This is a genomic window from Streptomyces sp. A0958 (assembly GCF_004795035.1).
Lineage (GTDB): Bacteria > Actinomycetota > Actinomycetes > Streptomycetales > Streptomycetaceae > Streptomyces.
The window spans coordinates 39,822-55,676 of record NZ_SSBK01000030.1; the positions used below are offsets into that span (position 1 = coordinate 39,822).

General features: G+C 70.4%; 17 protein-coding genes. 9 read left to right on the forward strand and 8 right to left on the reverse strand.

The window, feature by feature from the left end; genetic code table 11:
- The first annotated feature begins 54 nt into the window (after nucleotides 1–54).
- Entirely contained in the window at nucleotides 55–711 is a 657-nt protein-coding gene (locus E6P78_RS24905; RefSeq protein ID WP_136205869.1) for a pirin family protein, read from the forward strand.
- A 12-nt stretch (nucleotides 712–723) separates the two neighbouring features.
- Here E6P78_RS24905 and E6P78_RS24910 read toward each other — a convergent pair whose 3' ends face one another.
- The 3 genes from E6P78_RS24910 to E6P78_RS24920 form a co-directional block, all read right to left on the reverse strand.
- Entirely contained in the window at nucleotides 724–1,305 is a 582-nt protein-coding gene (locus tag E6P78_RS24910; protein ID WP_136205870.1) for a GNAT family N-acetyltransferase, read from the reverse strand.
- Nucleotides 1,306–1,391: 86 nt separating this feature from the next.
- Nucleotides 1,392–1,655: a DUF397 domain-containing protein gene (locus tag E6P78_RS24915; RefSeq protein WP_136205871.1), complete on the reverse strand. Its 264-nt coding sequence runs from the start codon at nucleotides 1,653–1,655 to the stop codon at nucleotides 1,392–1,394.
- Complete coding sequence (locus E6P78_RS24920; protein ID WP_136205872.1) at nucleotides 1,615–2,463, reverse strand: helix-turn-helix transcriptional regulator; 849 nt, start codon at nucleotides 2,461–2,463, stop codon at nucleotides 1,615–1,617. Before E6P78_RS24920 ends, E6P78_RS24915 begins: the two co-directional genes overlap by 41 nt.
- Before the next feature lie 82 nt (nucleotides 2,464–2,545).
- Between E6P78_RS24920 and E6P78_RS24925 the strand changes: the two genes are divergently transcribed.
- The gene (locus tag E6P78_RS24925; RefSeq protein ID WP_136205873.1) at nucleotides 2,546–3,010 is read left to right on the forward strand and encodes an ATP-binding protein; all 465 of its coding nucleotides are present in this window, start codon (nucleotides 2,546–2,548) and stop codon (nucleotides 3,008–3,010) included.
- On the opposite strand, the gene E6P78_RS24930 is transcribed toward E6P78_RS24925, so the two are convergent.
- Nucleotides 2,976–3,791 carry a serine hydrolase domain-containing protein gene (locus E6P78_RS24930; protein WP_136205874.1) on the reverse strand — a complete coding sequence of 272 codons (816 nt, stop codon included), beginning with the start codon at nucleotides 3,789–3,791 and terminating at the stop codon, nucleotides 2,976–2,978. The genes E6P78_RS24925 and E6P78_RS24930 overlap by 35 nt on opposite strands.
- A 93-nt stretch (nucleotides 3,792–3,884) precedes the next feature.
- On the opposite strand from E6P78_RS24930, the gene E6P78_RS24935 reads away from it, so the two are divergent.
- From E6P78_RS24935 to E6P78_RS24945, 3 genes are all read left to right on the forward strand, one after another.
- Nucleotides 3,885–4,349 (forward strand): MerR family transcriptional regulator, encoded by a 465-nt coding sequence (locus E6P78_RS24935; RefSeq protein WP_136205875.1) that lies wholly within the window; start codon nucleotides 3,885–3,887, stop codon nucleotides 4,347–4,349.
- The gene (locus tag E6P78_RS24940; RefSeq protein ID WP_136205876.1) at nucleotides 4,346–5,362 is read left to right on the forward strand and encodes an aldo/keto reductase; all 1,017 of its coding nucleotides are present in this window, start codon (nucleotides 4,346–4,348) and stop codon (nucleotides 5,360–5,362) included. The genes E6P78_RS24935 and E6P78_RS24940 overlap by 4 nt, the downstream gene beginning before the upstream one ends.
- Nucleotides 5,363–5,452: 90 nt before the next feature.
- On the forward strand, nucleotides 5,453–5,770 hold the full coding sequence (locus E6P78_RS24945) for a hypothetical protein (RefSeq protein ID WP_136205877.1): 318 nt from the start codon (nucleotides 5,453–5,455) through the stop codon (nucleotides 5,768–5,770).
- A gap of 156 nt (nucleotides 5,771–5,926) precedes the next feature.
- On the opposite strand, the gene E6P78_RS24950 is transcribed toward E6P78_RS24945, so the two are convergent.
- The 3 genes from E6P78_RS24950 to E6P78_RS24960 form a co-directional block, all read right to left on the reverse strand.
- The gene (locus E6P78_RS24950) at nucleotides 5,927–6,883 is read right to left on the reverse strand and encodes a DUF4429 domain-containing protein (protein ID WP_136205878.1); all 957 of its coding nucleotides are present in this window, start codon (nucleotides 6,881–6,883) and stop codon (nucleotides 5,927–5,929) included.
- 88 nt (nucleotides 6,884–6,971) lie between these two features.
- Complete coding sequence (locus E6P78_RS24955) at nucleotides 6,972–8,183, reverse strand: alpha/beta hydrolase (RefSeq protein WP_136205879.1); 1,212 nt, start codon at nucleotides 8,181–8,183, stop codon at nucleotides 6,972–6,974.
- Between the two features lie 121 nt (nucleotides 8,184–8,304).
- Entirely contained in the window at nucleotides 8,305–8,994 is a 690-nt protein-coding gene (locus tag E6P78_RS24960) for a TetR family transcriptional regulator (RefSeq protein WP_136205880.1), read from the reverse strand.
- A gap of 117 nt (nucleotides 8,995–9,111) precedes the next feature.
- Here E6P78_RS24960 and E6P78_RS24965 point away from each other — a divergent pair, with 117 nt between their 5' ends.
- Nucleotides 9,112–10,719 carry an MFS transporter gene (locus tag E6P78_RS24965; RefSeq protein WP_136205881.1) on the forward strand — a complete coding sequence of 536 codons (1,608 nt, stop codon included), beginning with the start codon at nucleotides 9,112–9,114 and terminating at the stop codon, nucleotides 10,717–10,719.
- A 254-nt stretch (nucleotides 10,720–10,973) separates the two neighbouring features.
- Nucleotides 10,974–11,336: a peptidase inhibitor family I36 protein gene (locus E6P78_RS24970; protein WP_136205882.1), complete on the forward strand. Its 363-nt coding sequence runs from the start codon at nucleotides 10,974–10,976 to the stop codon at nucleotides 11,334–11,336.
- A gap of 68 nt (nucleotides 11,337–11,404) precedes the next feature.
- On the opposite strand, the gene aceE is transcribed toward E6P78_RS24970, so the two are convergent.
- On the reverse strand, nucleotides 11,405–14,146 hold the full coding sequence (aceE, locus tag E6P78_RS24975; protein WP_136205883.1) for a pyruvate dehydrogenase (acetyl-transferring), homodimeric type: 2,742 nt from the start codon (nucleotides 14,144–14,146) through the stop codon (nucleotides 11,405–11,407).
- 528 nt (nucleotides 14,147–14,674) lie between these two features.
- On the opposite strand from aceE, the gene E6P78_RS24980 reads away from it, so the two are divergent.
- Entirely contained in the window at nucleotides 14,675–15,112 is a 438-nt protein-coding gene (locus E6P78_RS24980; protein WP_018556445.1) for a DUF3052 domain-containing protein, read from the forward strand.
- Nucleotides 15,113–15,311: 199 nt separating this feature from the next.
- Nucleotides 15,312–15,770, forward strand: coding sequence for a peroxiredoxin (locus E6P78_RS24985; protein ID WP_136205884.1), 459 nt, complete (start codon nucleotides 15,312–15,314; stop codon nucleotides 15,768–15,770).
- The last annotated feature ends 85 nt before the right edge of the window (nucleotides 15,771–15,855 follow it).

Sequence of the window (15,855 nt, forward strand, 5' to 3'; positions counted from 1 at the left end):
GTGCCGCCCGGCAGCGGGCTCCCTCCGGGCCCCCGGCGGGGCTACCGTGGACAGGTGATTTCCGTACACCGCGCGGGCGACCGGTTCGAGGGCGGGGACGAGGCGGCCGGTATCTCCTCCCGGCACTCCTTCTCCTTCGGCTCCTTCTACGACCCCGACAACCTCCGTTTCGGCCCGATCCTCGCCTGCAACGAGGAACGCCTCGCCCCCGGCGCGGGCTTCGAGGAGCACCCGCACAGCCACACCGAGATCGTCACCTGGGTCGTCGAGGGCGAGCTGACCCACCGCGACTCGGCCGGTCACGCCACGGTCGTACGCGCCGGGGACGTCCAGCACCTCAGCGCCGCCTCCGGCGTCCGCCACGTCGAACGCAACGACGGCGAAACCCCGCTGACGTTCCTTCAGATGTGGCTGGCCCCCTTGGAGCCCGGCGGCGAGCCCTCGTACACGACCGTCCCCGGCATCGCCGACTCCACCCCGTACGCCCTCCCCGAGGCCGGGGCCATGCTCCACGTGCGGCGGCTCGCGGAGGGCGAGCGCGCGGCCGTCCCGGACGCTCCGCGCGTGTACGTCCATGCCGTGCGCGGCGCGATACGCGTCGGCGGCGAGGAACTGACGGCGGGCGACGCGGCCCGGATCACCGGCGAGGCCGGGCTCGAACTGGTCGCGGCGGGGAACGCCGAGGTGCTGGTCTGGGAGCTGCCCGCCTGAGGTGCCGCCGGCCTACCGGCGCCACATCGACCACATCGGCGGCCCGGCCCGGAACGTCATCTCCTCCCGCACCTCGAACCCGTGCCGCCGGTAGAACGTCAGGTTGCGGCTGTTGCTCGACTCCAGGAACACCGGCCGCCCGTCCGCGTCGGCCCGGTCCAACAGCCCGCCCAGCACCCGCGACCCGCGCCCGGTGCCGCGCGCGTCAACGTGGGTGCCGATGTACTCCACGTACCAGTGCGCCGGTTGAGTCGGGTGGCGGTGCTCCAGCGCGAGCAGCCGCATCCCCGTACGAGGCAGTTGGGCCCGCCCCGCCCGCAGCAGCGTGCCCGCGTTGCGCAGCAGGTAGCTCGCCGGCAGCTTCCACGCGCCGGGCTCCGCCCAGACCGCCGCCACCGTGCGGTCCGCGTCCGTCCACACCCGGCCCGCCGGGACCTGCTGGGCCAGATGCGCGGTGAACAGCAGCCGCAGCCGCCGGTCCCGGTCGCGGGGCATCAGCCACGACCAGACCGGGTCCTCGGCGTACGCGCTGGCCAGGACCCCGGCGAGCGCGGGGACGTCGGACGCGGTGGCGCGGACCATGTCGTCGCTCATGGCCGGGGAGCGTAGCGCCGCCGGGGGGTGCGGGGGAACGCAAAGGGCCCGGGAGACCTGTGCGGTCTTCCCGGGCCCTTGAGCTGTTAAAGCCCGGCGACGAAGGTGCGCCAGGCGGCGGCACCGATGACGACGACGGGGCCGTCCTGCACCTTGCTGTCACGAACGGGCACGGAGGCGGCGCAGCCGTCCTGTACCTCGACGCACTCGCCGCCTCTGTCGCCGCTGTAGGACGACTTACGCCACGCAGCGGCGCCGGTCACGGTGCACTCGACGCACTCGCCGCCGGTGCTTCCGCTGTAGCTGGACTTACGCCACTGCGAAGCCTTCAGCTCGGGGCCGGTCTCCATAACGCTCCTCCATGACGCGGGCGATCAGGACCGCCGATTCCTCCACGGAGAGCGCGGCAGCCTGCAGGTGAGCATAGCGGAGCGAGGCTGCCCTGACCGTGTCCGAGTCGGCGGTCATGTGGCCCGAGATGAGGTCCTCGGTGTAGATCAGGTCTGGGTCATCGTCGAAGCGCAAAGTGGTGAACGAGCCGTCCAGACTCGCGTGTGCACCAGCGGCGAAGGGCAGCACCTGGACGCGAGTCCAGCGGTTGGTGGCGAAGTCCAACAGGCGGTTCAGTTGCGCTCGCATGACCTCGGGGCCACCGATCGGACGGTACAGAGCGGCCTCGTCCAGGACGACCCACGTCACCGGCGGACGCTTGCGTTCCAGGATGCGTTGGCGCTCCATCCGGGCGGCGAGCAGGCCGTCCAGATCGTCCGGCATGCCGGTGGCCAGTACGGCTCGGGCGTACGCCTCGGTCTGGAGCAGGCCGTAGATCAACTGCGTCTGGAACGTGGAGATGTACTCGGCCCTCGCCTCCATGTCCGCGTACTCCTGGAACCAGGACGGCAGTTGGCTTCGCAGGACCAGGCCCACCAGCCGGGAGAAGTGACCGTCCGTGCGGAGGGCGGCGTCGATCCGCTCGGAGAAGTCCCGCGTGGGGATCTTCTTCGTCGTCTCGATCTGGCCGATCAGCGAGCCGGTGCAGTAGATGCAGTCGCCCAGCTGGACTTGGCTCAGGCGGGCGGCTTCGCGCAGGCGGCGCAGCTCGGAGCCGTAGTAGTCGAGAGGAGAGGCGGTGGGGTCGAGCGTCTGGATGTTGGCCACGAGGGACCTCCGGGGTGCAACGCCTCGCGGCGTTCGGTTCCGTGCGTAGCCGAGCGTAGTCAGTTGCTCGCAGGATGGTGACATGAATCACGTAATTGCCACCCGAACCGGTTCCGAAGAGCCGGTCTACCGCGCCGACTTCGCCATGAGTGACCACTCGGCCCGGCACCTGCGCCGCATCCTGGGCCTCTACCTGAAGGGCTGGGGCCTGGCCTCGGTGTCCGACGCGGCGGAACTCGCGCTCACCGAACTGATCGGCAACGTGGTCCGGCACGTGCCGGGGCGCCGCTGCCAGACGTTCATCTTCCGGCTCCCGGGTGGAGCGGGCGTCCGCGTGGAGGTGGCGGACGACTGCGCGAAGGTGCCCGTCGCGGTGGAGGGCGATGTGCTGGACGAGGAGGGGCGCGGGCTGATGCTCGTCGCGGCGGTGACGGACGACTGGGGGGTGGAGGTGCGGCGGGACGGCGGCGGCAAGACGGTGTGGTTCGAGTGCCTGGCCGCCGCCGGGGCGGTCACGCCGCCAGCTCTGCCAGTACCGCGTCGGTGAACGCCGGCCACACCTCGACCGCCCACGGGCCGAAGGCCCGGTCGGTGAGGGCGACGCAGGCCGCGTCCGCGACCGGGTCGACCCACAGGAAGGTGCCGGACTGCCCGAAGTGGCCGAAGGTCGCGGGGGAGGAGGAGGCGCCGGTCCAGTGCGGGGACTTGGAGTCGCGGATCTCGAAGCCGAGGCCCCAGTCGTTGGGGTTCTGGTGCCCGTAGCCGGGAAGGACGCCCTTCAGGCCGGGGTGGACGACGGTCTGCGCGGCGAGCACGGTGCGCGGGTCGAGGAGGCGGGGGGCCTGCACCTCGGCGGCGAAGCGCACGAGGTCGTCCACGGTGGAGACGCCGTCCTTGGCGGGGGAGCCGTCCAGGGTGGTGGCGGTCATCCCGAGGGGTTCGAGGACCGCCTGTCGAACATATTCCGGGAACGGGATGTCGGTGGCCTTGGCGATGTGGTCGCCCAGGACCTCGAAGCCCGCGTTGGAGTAGAGGCGGCGGTTGCCGGGCGGGGCCGTCACCCGGTGCTCGTCGAAGGCGAGGCCGCTGGTGTGGGCGAGGAGGTGGCGGACGGTCGAGCCCTCGGGGCCCGCCGGTTCGTCCAGCTCTACGGCGCCCTCCTCGTACGCCACCAGCGCCGCGTAGGCGGCGAGCGGTTTGGTGACGGATGCGAGGGGGAAACGATGCGCGGTCGGGCCGTGCGTACCGACGACCGTGCCGTCCGCTCGTACGACGGCGGCCGCCGCGGTGGGCACGGGCCAGTTCTCGATCATCGGCAGGCTCTGCATGCGTACGAGAGTAGATTCCGGGTGCCGCCACGTCGAAACCCGCACCCGGTCACGCTTGCTTCGAGTGCACTCCAACGTTCTAGCGTGGAGGGCATGACGCTGATGGAGACCACTTCGACACGGACCGACGCCTGCGCTTCGGGCCCGGCGGCCCATCCGCGCCCCGAAGGGCAGGACCAGTACACGATCAGCGAAGTGGCGGCGTTCACCGGTCTGACCGCGCACACGCTGCGCTGGTACGAGCGGATCGGCCTCATGCCGCACGTGGACCGGTCGCACACCGGTCAGCGCCGCTTCACCAACCGGGACCTGGACTGGCTCGCCTTCGTCACGAAGCTGCGGCTGACGGGGATGCCGGTCGCGCACATGGTGCGGTACGCCGAGCTGGTACGCGAGGGCGACCACACCTTCGAGGAACGGCAGGAACTGCTGGAGGCGACCCGCCGCGACGTGAAGACGCGGATCGCGGAGCTCCAGGACACCCTGGCCGTGCTGGATTACAAGATCGACTTTTATGCGGGCGCCCGCCGTGCGCCGGAAAGGCCCAGTGCCTCATGACTGACAACAAGATCGCCACCGTGGAGCTCGGCAGGGGCGGCCCCCAGGTCGGCGTCCAGGGGCTCGGCTGCATGGGCATCAGCGAGTTCTACGGGGACACCGACGAGGTTTCCGCCCGCGAGACGCTGGAAACGGCGCTGGCGGCGGGTGTCACGCTCTTCGACACCGCCGACATCTACGGCGGCGGCGCCAACGAGACGTTCCTCGCGCCGTTCGTCGGGGCGCACCGGGACGAGATCACCCTCGCCACGAAGTTCGCCATCCAGCGCCGGGACGACGACCCGCACTACCGGGGCGTGAACAACGACCCCGCGTACATCCGGCAGGCCGTCGAGGCCAGCCTGCGCCGGCTGGGCACCGACGTGATCGACCTCTACTACATGCACCGCCGCGACCCGAACGTGCCGCTGGCCGAGTCGGTCGGGGCGATGGCGGAGCTGGTGGAGCAGGGCAAGGTCAAGCGGCTCGGGCTGAGCGAGGTGACGGGGGCGGAGCTGCGCGAGGCGCACGCGGTGCACCCGATCGCCGCGCTCCAGTCCGAGTGGTCGCTGTTCAGCCGGGACGTGGAGCGCAGCGCCGTGCCAGCCGCCGTCGAGCTGGGGGTGACCGTCGTGCCGTACTCGCCGCTCGGCCGGGGCTTCCTGACCGGCTCGTTCGCGGACGCCGGCAAGGAGCTGTCGCAGGGCGACATCCGCACCTACCAGCCGCGCTTCAACGGGGACAACGCGCGGAGGAACGCGGCGCTCCTGGAGCCGGTCCACAAGATCGCCGCCGCCCACGGGGCCTCGGCCGCGCAGGTGGCGCTGGCCTGGGTGCAGCAGCGCGCCCAGGTCCACGGCACCCCCGTCGTCCCGATCCCGGGCACCCGCAGGAGCAGCCGGCTCCTGGAGAACGTCGGCGCGACCCGGCTCACCCTGACCGCCGACGAGCTGGCCCTGCTGGAACCGATCGCCGGCCGGGTGGCGGGGGACCGCTACCCGGACATGAGCTCGACGTCGGCGGCGCGCGAGTAGGCGGCTCCCCGCCCACCGGCCGACCCTTGGCGACCTTGCCCCGAATACGCCTTTCGTCCCGAATGTGAGTGGCCGGGTTAAGGTCGCGCCATGCGTACGATGCCGTCAGCCGAGATGGTCAGCCTGATCTCGTTCCTGGCTGTTCTGCTGATTTTCTTCAGTATCGACGTGCGCTCAAGGGATTCCGGGGCGTCGAAGCCGTGGCACGCACGCCTTTTCGAATGGGCCTCACGAGTCGGTGGCATCGCCACCGCTCTGGCCCTGACGCTGGGCTGGGTGGACCTTTTCCTTCCGGACGAGAACAGCGTGATCCATGTGGCGTTCGTGGCCGTACCCGGGTCCGTCGCGGTGCTGTGCGCGATTGTGCTGGGCCTGGAAATGCTCTGGCAGCGATGGGAGTCACCGTAGACGGGCGGCGGCCACGCCCCGTTACCTTTTTCGTGGCCCCGCAATGGGGCGCCTGGCCCCCGGGCCCGGTATGGCCGTCGGCGTCGTCGGCGGGTACGCGGCGGGGCCGGTGGCGGGAGCGGACGGAGGGGCGGGTATGGGCGCGGCCACGGGCGGCTACAGCTCGGCGAGGAGCTGCGCCTTCTTCGCGCTGAACTCCTCGTCGGTCACCAGACCCGCCCGGTGCAGCTCCCCGAGGTGGTGGATGCGCTCCGCGATGTCCGCCGGATCGCGCCGGGCGGCGGCGGTGGTGAGGGGGGTGGCGGCCGGGGGCGCGGACTGCCTCTTGCGTACGGATTCGAGGACCGCCGCCGCGAAGGGCAGCGACTCGTGGACCGGACCGTAGCCGAGGCCGAAGACCACGGCCGCCGGGTCCTGGTCGGCGCGGGCGGGCCGGGATATCACCGGGTGGACGCTCTGGGCCGTCCCGGTCCCGAGGCCCGCCCCGGTCACCGGCCCGGTGAGCGCGTCCGGTCCCGGGACCACGCACTCGGACCCCTTCGGCAGCAGCCGCAGATAGCCCTCCACGCCCTCCGGCGAGCGCCACTCGACCCCGTACAGGTCCGTCACCGGGAACGTCTGGTCGCCAGCCTTCCACTTCTCCGACGAGGCGCCGGTCCAGAACCAGCGGAAGGAGATCCGCTCCCCGTCGAAGCCGGCCCGGCCGTCGTACGCCTTGAACTGCATCGGGGCCTCGGGGGCGGCGACCAGGAAACGGTCGGCCGGCTCGCCCGCGTCCGGCCCGAGGCAGGCGCGCAACTCGTCCGCGTAGTACTCGGCCAGGGTCTCGCGGGCGGCCGGGAGCACCAGGCGGTACGGGTCGCAGCCGTCCTTGAGCTGCCCGGCGGCGGCCTCCAGGAGGGGATCGGCACCGGGTCTCGGGACCGCACGCAGCACCACCGTGCCCCGCTTGCCCGGGGTGAGCGTCACCGACGACAGCGCCGCGTGCGGGACGCGGCGCTCGCGGAGGCTCTGGAGGAGCCTCGGCGTGCGGATACCCCGTTCGTAGCGGATGAGCACGGAGTCGGTGTCGAACTCCCAGGTGGCATGAATTCCGGCCAGCACATCACCCATGCGCCTCATCGTATGCGGCACTTGCCCGCCCCGTCCCCTCTCGGCGTCGACCGCTTCGGTGGGGCCGAGGCGGTCTTCTCTACGCGCGTCAGGCTGTCGTATCGGCGTAAACCCCGTCGTTGCAGGCGCTGTCGGCCTGTGCGCAGGTCACCGACGCGTACGCGCCCACGCCGATCGCGGCGAAGTTGTCCAGGCTCTCGGTGCCCGGCTCGAAATAGCCGCTGTGCCCGACCGCACCGGCCGCCGAGACGACCCGGGCGCCGAAACCGCGGTCCACCGGGTCGGCCCCGTGACCGAGGCCGCCGAACTCCAGGTTCGGGACGTCCTCGATCCAGTCACCGCGGTCCCGCATCGCCCAGACATGGGCCCGGGTGTGCAGCTGGCCGGTGTTGTCCGCCCGCATGCCGGGGCTGCCGGCCACCGCGATGTCCTCCACCCGGCCGGGCAGCCTCTCCGCGGCGACCCCGCACAGCACGGAGCCGTAGCTGTGGCAGAACAGCGAGACGGGGGCGGGGCCCGGGAGTGCCCGGACGAGCGCGTCGAGCCGGACCGCCCCGCGCCGGGCGAGGTTGCCCAGGGCGGCGTCCATGCCGATGCCGACGGGCGTGGTGTAGTCGGCCCAGGCGATCACGGCGGTGCTCACCCGGGGGCGCGCGGCGCGCTCGGCGGCGTACAGCGACTTGGCCATGCCGACGGGCGCGGCGTTCGTCCTGCTGCCGGTGCGCTCAAGGGTCAGGAGGTTGGTGTCGACGCCGGGCACGACGAGTGAGATGCGGTCGGCCCGGTCGAGGTCGCCGAACACCTCGGCGGCGAGCCCGCGCCCCGACGGGTCGAACGCCAGGAAGTGGCGGTCCTCGGCCAGCATCGAGCGGAAGCGCTCCATGCGGTGCTGCGCCTCGGCGCGGCCGGTGGCGGAGAGTCTGGTGTCGTGGACGCGCCGCTGCTCGACCGTGCGCGCCTCTTCGATCGCCCGACGGTTCGCCCGGTAACGCACGGTGACCGGGGCGCCGTTGAGGTTCCCCACCACCAGCGGGTAGGTGTCGGCGAGGCTGCCGCGCTGCGCGGCCGTCAGCGTGGCGAAGAAGTGCGCCAGCTTGTACGACGGGGCGTCGACGTCCGGCAGCGGGTGGCCCGCTATCGATCCCTTGGCCCAGGAGGCGAGCGCGAGCGTGCGCGAGTCGGCGGACCGCTGGTGGTGCACGGCGGTCCAGCCGGTCGTCGCGAGCATCACGAAGACGACCGCGAGGGCGAGCAGAGCGCGCCAGGCGGTGAGCGTTGGGGAGGAATCGAAGGAAGTCACTCCGGACCACCCTAGGAGACCCGGACAGCCGCTTTGCGGGCGGGGTGACGCACATCACTCGACTGTGCGGAAGGACACGGCAATTGCCTCACGCTGCGTACGGTGATCCGTCACGGCGCGCTCATCGCGTGTTAGGGGATGTGTCGGACGCCGCCTGGGGAGCGCGCCAGGTCTCGGAGAGGGCCGGGGTGAGCGCGTCGAGATACGTCTCGGTCAGCGCCCGCAGCGATTCCACGCTGGTGTCCCGCCCCTGTCCCCACAGTTGGCCGGCCGCCCGCATCACCCCGGAGAACGCGGCGACCGCGACCCGGGGGCGCGGGTCGCTCGCCATGTCCAGGCCCTCGCGCCGCGCGATCAGCTCGGCGACCTGGTCCTCCAGGTGGATGCTGCGGCGCAGGTGGGCGGCGAGCAGCGACGGCGTCGATTCGATCATCTGGTAGGCGCGCATGTGGAGTTCGACCGGGACGAGGGCGTCGACGGCCTCTCCGATACTGTGCCAGGCGCACAGCACGGCGCGGCGCATGGCCTCGAAGGGGGCTTCGACGGCGGGTCGTTGACGCAGTTCGGAGAGGAAGCGCGACTCCACCATGTCCTGCACGGCGAAGACGACCGCCTCCTTGCCCGCGAAGTAGCGGAAGAAGGTGCGCTGGGAGACCTCGACCGCGTCGGTGATCTCGTCGACGGTGGTCTCCTCGTACCCGTGGGTGGTGAAGAGTTCGAGGGCGGCGACGAGCAGCGCGTCGCGGGTACGCCGCTTCTTGCGCTCGCGCAGCCCGGTCGGGAGCGCCGCGGACGGCTGCCCTTCGGTCACTGGACTGGTCCTCTTTTCCCTGCTTTGTCCAGCTCAGCCTACCTGTGAGCTACGTGACAGTTACCGACTTGTGAATTGGTTTGTCAACTGTCAGTGACTGACACTAATCTCCGGCGTATGACTAGTCAGACCACCGTCGAAAAGGCTCCGCGGGACCCTCAGGGCCCCGGTCCCGCACCTGCCAAGGGGCTGCGCGGCCACCCCTGGCTGACGCTGTTCTCCGTGGCCATCGGCGTGATGATGGTCGCGCTCGACGGCACGATCGTCGCGATCGCCAACCCCGCCATCCAGCAGGACCTCGGCGCCTCGCTCGCCGACGTCCAGTGGATCACCAACGGCTACATGCTCGCCCTCGCGGTCTCCCTGATCACCGCGGGCAAGCTCGGTGACCGCTTCGGCCACCGGCAGACCTTCCTCATAGGCGTCGTCGGCTTCGCCGCGGCATCGGGGGCCATCGGGCTCTCCAGCAGCGTCGCCCTCGTGATCACCTTCCGGGTGCTCCAGGGCCTCTTCGGTGCGCTGCTCATGCCGGCCGCGCTCGGCCTGCTGCGCGCCACCTTCCCGGCCGAGAAGCTGAACATGGCGATCGGCATCTGGGGCATGGTGATCGGCGCCTCGACCGCGGGCGGCCCGATCCTGGGTGGTGTGCTCGTGGAGCACGTCAGCTGGCAGTCCGTCTTCTTCATCAACGTGCCGGTCGGCGTGCTCGCCCTGGTGCTCGGCATCCTGATCCTCAAGGACCACCGCGCCGAGAACGCCCCGCGCTCCTTCGACTTCGCCGGCATCGTGCTGCTGTCCGGTGCGATGTTCTGCCTGATCTGGGCCCTGATCAAGGGCGCCGAGTGGGGCTGGGGCGACATCCAGACGATCGGCTTCCTGGTCGGCGCGGTCGTCCTGTTCCTCGCGTTCGCGCTGGTCGAGCAGCGCGTCAAGGAGCCGCTGGTCCCGCTGGCGATGTTCCGCTCGGTGCCGCTGTCCGCCGGCGCGGTCCTGATGGTGCTGATGGCCTTCGCCTTCATGGGCGGTCTGTTCTTCGTCACCTTCTACCTGCAGAACGTGCACGGCATGAAGGCCGTCGACGCGGGTCTGCACCTGCTGCCGCTGACCGCGATGATGATCGTCGCCTCGCCGGTGGCGGGCGCCCTGATCACCAAGTTCGGCCCGCGCGTCCCGCTGGTGGGCGGCATGGTCTGCACCGCCGTCGCCATGTTCGGCATGTCCCAGCTGACGGTCGGCACGAGCACGCTGACCATGTCGGTCTGGTTCGCCCTGCTCGGCCTGGGCCTCGCCCCCGTCATGGTCGGCGCCACCGAGGTCATCGTCGGCAACGCCCCGATGGAGCTCTCCGGCGTCGCCGGCGGCCTCCAGCAGGCCGCCATGCAGGTCGGTGGCAGCCTCGGTACGGCGGTGCTCGGCGCGATCATGGCCTCGCGCGTCGACGCCGAGCTGACGGACAACTGGAAGGCGGCGAAGCTTCCGCCGCTCTCTCCCGAGCAGCTGGGCCAGGCGTCCTCCGCGGTCAAGGTCGGCATGCCGCCCGTCACCAAGGAGACCCCGCCGGAGATCGCGGGCAAGATCGCGGGCGTCGCCCACGACACGTTCGTCTCCGGCATGAGCACGGCGTTCATGGTCGCCGGCATCGTCGCGGTGATCGCCGCCCTCGTCGCCACGCTGACCAAGCGCGGCGAGAACGCGGAGGCGAGCGCGGGCGCCGGTCACATCTGACCCCGGCGCCCCGGGCGTCACCCGGGCGTCAACACAGCGCGTACAACAGCCCCGCCGGAACGTTCCGGCGGGGCTGTCCCCTATCAGGGTGATCCAGGCCCCCGACCTCTTCCCGTAACGCTCCGTGACGACTCAGGGTGTCGGTGGAAGATCCACAGCGGCGATCCACATCAGCGGCGATCCACATCGCAGTGGGCGATCCGCATCAGTGGTGATCCACACCAGAAGGTCCACACCACGGGGGTTCATTTCACATGCGTACGACCGTTGTCGCGGCTGCCCTGGCCGCCACCGCCCTGTTCCCGCCCGCACCCGCCCAGGCCGCGCCCGTCAGGCTCGGGGACTGCGCGAGCGGGCAGCTCTGCCTCTGGGCGAAGCCCGACTTCACCGGCGCCCGGCAGACCCACGAGCTGTCCATCCTCGACATCGAGAGCTGTGTGCCGCTGAAGACCGGCACCACCGCCCAGGCACTGGCCAACCGCACCGGCCGGCCCGTCACCACCTACCAGTCGGCCGAGTGCGCGGAGACCGGCGAGTTCGAGACGTACCCAGGCGGCGGCACCTGGCTGCCCCGCTCCCCGTACCAGGTACGCGCCTTCAAGGTCTGGGAGAACTGAGCGTCCGGACACGCCGCAGGGCGGCGGCGCCCTTCCGGGCCCCGCCGCCCCGCACCGGTCCTCACGTCCTACGCGTCGCCGCCCGCGGCCCCCGGATCGGCCGAGGCCACCTCCAGCAGGTCGTAGCGGTCGACGGCCGTCTTCAGCACCGAACGGTCGACCTTCCCGTCCTTCGCCAGCTCGGTGAGCACCGCGAGCACGATCGACTGCGCGTCGATGTGGAAGAACCGCCGGGCCGCACCCCGCGTGTCCGCGAAACCGAACCCGTCCGCACCCAGCGACTGGTACGCCCCGGGCACCCAGCGCGCGATCTGGTCCGGCACCGACCGCATCCAGTCCGACACCGCCACGAACGGCCCCTCGGCCCCGGACAGCTTGCGCGTCACATACGGCACGCGCTGCTCCTCCTCCGGGTGCAGCAGGTTGTACCGCTCCACGTCCACGGCCTCGCGCCGCAGCTCGTTCCAGGAGGTCGCCGACCAGACGTCCGCCCTCACGTTCCACTCGTCGGCGAGGATGCGCTGCGCCTCGACGGCCCAGGGGACCGCCACACCGGACGCCATGATCTGGGCCGGGATCTGGCCCTTCTCGCCACTGCTGTAGCGGTAGACGCCCTTCAGGATGCCCTCGACGTCCACATCGGCGGGCTCGGCCGGGTGCTGGATCGGCTCGTTGTAGACGGTGAGGTAGTAGAAGACGTCCTCGTTCTCCTCGGGCGTCCCGCCGTACATCCGGCGCAGACCGTCCTTGACGATGTGCGCGATCTCGTACCCGAACGCCGGGTCGTACGCCACACAGCCCGGGTTGGTCGAGGCCAGCAGCTGCGAGTGCCCGTCGGCGTGCTGAAGGCCCTCACCGGTCAGCGTCGTACGGCCGGCGGTGGCGCCCAGCACGAAGCCGCGCGCGAGCTGGTCGGCCATCTGCCAGAACTGGTCACCGGTGCGCTGGAACCCGAACATCGAGTAGAAGACGTACACCGGGATCAGCGGCTCGCCGTGCGTCGCGTACGCCGAACCCGCGGCGATCAGCGAGGCCGTGCAGCCCGCCTCCGAGATGCCGTCGTGCAGCATCTGCCCGGTCGGCGACTCCTTGTACGCGAGCAGCAGATCGCGGTCCACCGACTCGTACTGCTGACCGAGCGGGTTGTAGATCTTCGCGCTCGGGAAGAACGCGTCCATACCGAAGGTGCGGTACTCGTCGGGCGCGATCAGCACGAAACGCTTGCCGATCTCCTTGTCCCGCATGAGGTCCTTCAGGATGCGGACGAACGCCATGGTGGTGGCGATCGACTGCTGACCCGAACCCTTCTTCGCCGCCGCGTACGTCTTGTCCTCGGGCAGGTTCAGCGGCTTCGCGCGCACCACACGGGTCGGGACGTAACCGCCCAGGCCCTTGCGGCGGTCGTGCATGTACTGGATCTCCTCCGAGTCGCGGCCCGGGTGGTAGTACGGCGGGTTGCCGTCCTCCAGTTCCTTGTCCGCGATCGGGATGTGCAGCCGGTCCCGGAACCGCTTCAGGTCCTCGGCGGTCAGCTTCTTCATCTGGTGGGTCGCGTTGCGACCCTCGAAGTTCGGCCCGAGGGTCCAGCCCTTGACCGTCTGCGCCAGGATCACCGTCGGCTGGCCCTTGTGGGCCTTGGCCGCCGCGTACGCCGCGTAGACCTTGCGGTGGTCGTGACCGCCGCGCCCCAGGTGCAGGATCTGCTGGTCGGTCATGTCCTTGACCATCTCGCGCAGCCGCGGATCGTCCCCGAAGAAGTGCTCCCGGATGTACGCGCCCGTCTCCGTCGCGTACGTCTGGAACTGCCCGTCCGGCGTCGTGTTCAGCCTGTTGACCAGGATGCCAGTGCGGTCCTGCGCCAGCAGCGGGTCCCAGGAGCGGTCCCAGACCAGCTTGATCACGTTCCAGCCGGCGCCCCGGAACTGCGACTCCAGCTCCTGGATGACCTTGCCGTTGCCGCGCACCGGGCCGTCGAGGCGCTGGAGGTTGCAGTTGACGACGAAGGTCAGGTTGTCCAGGCCCTCACGGGCGGCGATGGACAGCTGGCCCAGCGACTCCGGCTCGTCCATCTCGCCGTCGCCGAGGTAGGCCCAGACATGCGAGTTCGACGTGTCGGCGAGGCCGCGCGCCTCCATGTAGCGGTTCATCCGCGCCTGGTAGATCGCGCCGAGCGGGCCGAGACCCATCGACACCGTCGGGAACTCCCAGAAGTCCGGCATCAGCCGCGGGTGCGGGTAGCTGGACAGCCCGTTCGGCGCCTTCGACTTCTCCTGGCGGAACGCGTCGAGCTGCGCCTCACTCAGCCGGTCCAGCAGGAACGCGCGGGCGTAGATCCCGGGGGAGGCGTGCCCCTGGAAGAAGATCTGGTCACCGCCCAGACCGTCGTCCTTGCCGCGGAAGAAGTGGTTGAAACCCACGTCGTACAGCGAGGCGGAGGAGGCGAACGTGGCGATGTGCCCGCCCACGCCGATCCCCGGACGCTGGGCGCGCGAGACCATCACGGCCGCGTTCCAGCGGGTCGCGTTGAGGATCTTGCGTTCGATCTCCTCGTCGCCGGGGAAGAACGGCTCGTCCTTCGTGGCGATCGTGTTCACGTAGTCCGTGCTGCGCATCTCCGGCACGGCGACACGCTTCTCGCGCGCGCGCTCGATGAGCCGGAGCATGAGGTAACGGGCCCGTTCACGGCCTCGCTCGTCGACGGCGGCGTCGAGGGAGTCGAGCCATTCCTGGGTCTCTTCGGGATCGAAATCCGGGACCTGACTCGGAAGGCCGCCAATGATGATCGGGTTGCGATCTGATCCGGAAGCCACGCTGTTCCTTCGCTGTTCGGTGCTGCGCTTCGGGGCCTGTCACGGGAGTCTGCCCCCGGGCATGAGCATGTGTACGCATCCCCATCGTGTACCGCCGGCACGCGTACGTCATCTCTACCGAGAGGTAACCGCCGACGCGCCCGACCCGTCCGCGCCGAGGCGGATGGACGGCCGCTGATTGGGTATCGGTGCAGGCAGAGGGTGTCGGACAGGATGGGGCAGGCAGGATGGTCTGGGCCGAACCGCAACCATACGCCCAAGGCGTCCAAGTGTTCCCAAACGCTGCTCGGCTCCGAATGCCGGACCGAAACGGCATAAGCTGTCCAAGGACGTAAAGGGAACGGAGGAGGACGCGGGCTCCCGCAGGGGGCCGCCGACAGGGCGGCGACGTGGCATGAAACGTCACCGTTTAGGCGGTCTCGCACGCTGGGTACTTGCGCGATCCGCCGCTCCCGTGTGGACTACGGCCAACGCCCCGCGCACGCGCGTGGCTGAAGCATTTTCCGAAACATGATCAGGAGGCAACCCGTGAGCGCGACCGCGGACCACGCGGAGGAGCGGACCAACCCGGCGGCACGCCTGGGGTTCGAGCCCGGACAGGTGGTCCAGGAGATCGGCTACGACGACGACGTCGAGCTGGAGCTCCGTGAGGGCATTGAGGCCACTATCGGCCAGGAACTCGTCGACGAGGAATACGACGACGTCGCGGACGTCGTCCTGCTCTGGTTCCGTGACGAGGACGGCGACCTTACGGACGCGCTGGTGGATGCCATCGGTCTGCTCGAGGACGGCGGTGTGGTCTGGCTGATGACGCCGAAGACCGGCCGTGACGGATACGTCGAGCCGAGCGACATCAACGAGGCCGCCCAGACCGCCGGTCTCGCCCAGACCAAGAGCGTCAACGCGGGCAAGGACTGGTCGGGAAGCCGGCTCGGGACGCCGAAAGCGGCCAAAGCCAAGCGCTGACCCCCATCGACCCTGAAGGCCCCCGACAGGCACCGCGCCGGCCGGGGGCCTTCGTACGCCCGGGCCCGCTCCCGTCGGGCTCGACCCGGACGCCGGCGGGAGGCTTCCACGGGTGCCGCGCAGGCGCCCGCGCCCTCTGCGTAGGGTGGGGGCCACCCGGACAGCCCAGCCCGGTGACGTAGCGAAGGGACGCGTTTTCATGGCGATCGAGGTCGGCACCAAGGCCCCGGATTTCGAGCTGAAGGACAACCACGGCCGGACCGTGAAGCTCTCCGATTTCCAGGGTGAGAAGAACGTGGTGCTGCTGTTCTACCCGTTCGCCTTCACCGGCGTCTGCACGGGCGAGCTGTGCGCGCTCCGCGACGAGCTGCCCACGTTCGAGAACGACGACACGCAGCTGCTGGCCGTCTCCAACGACTCCATCCACACCCTGCGCGTCTTCGCCGAGCAGGAGGGCCTGGAGTACCCGCTCCTGTCCGACTTCTGGCCGCACGGCGAGACCTCGCGGGCCTACGGTGTCTTCGACGAGGAGAAGGGCTGCGCGGTGCGCGGCACCTTCATCATCGACAAGGAGGGCGTGGTGCGCTGGACGGTCGTCAACGGCCTGCCCGACGCGCGCGACCTCAACGACTACATCAAGGCGCTCGGCGCCCTCTGATCCGGCTTCGGGTGGATCATCCGGCGACCCAGGCCCGAAAGCCTGCTCAGGCCGGGAACCGGTCACTAGTATCCACTCGTTGATC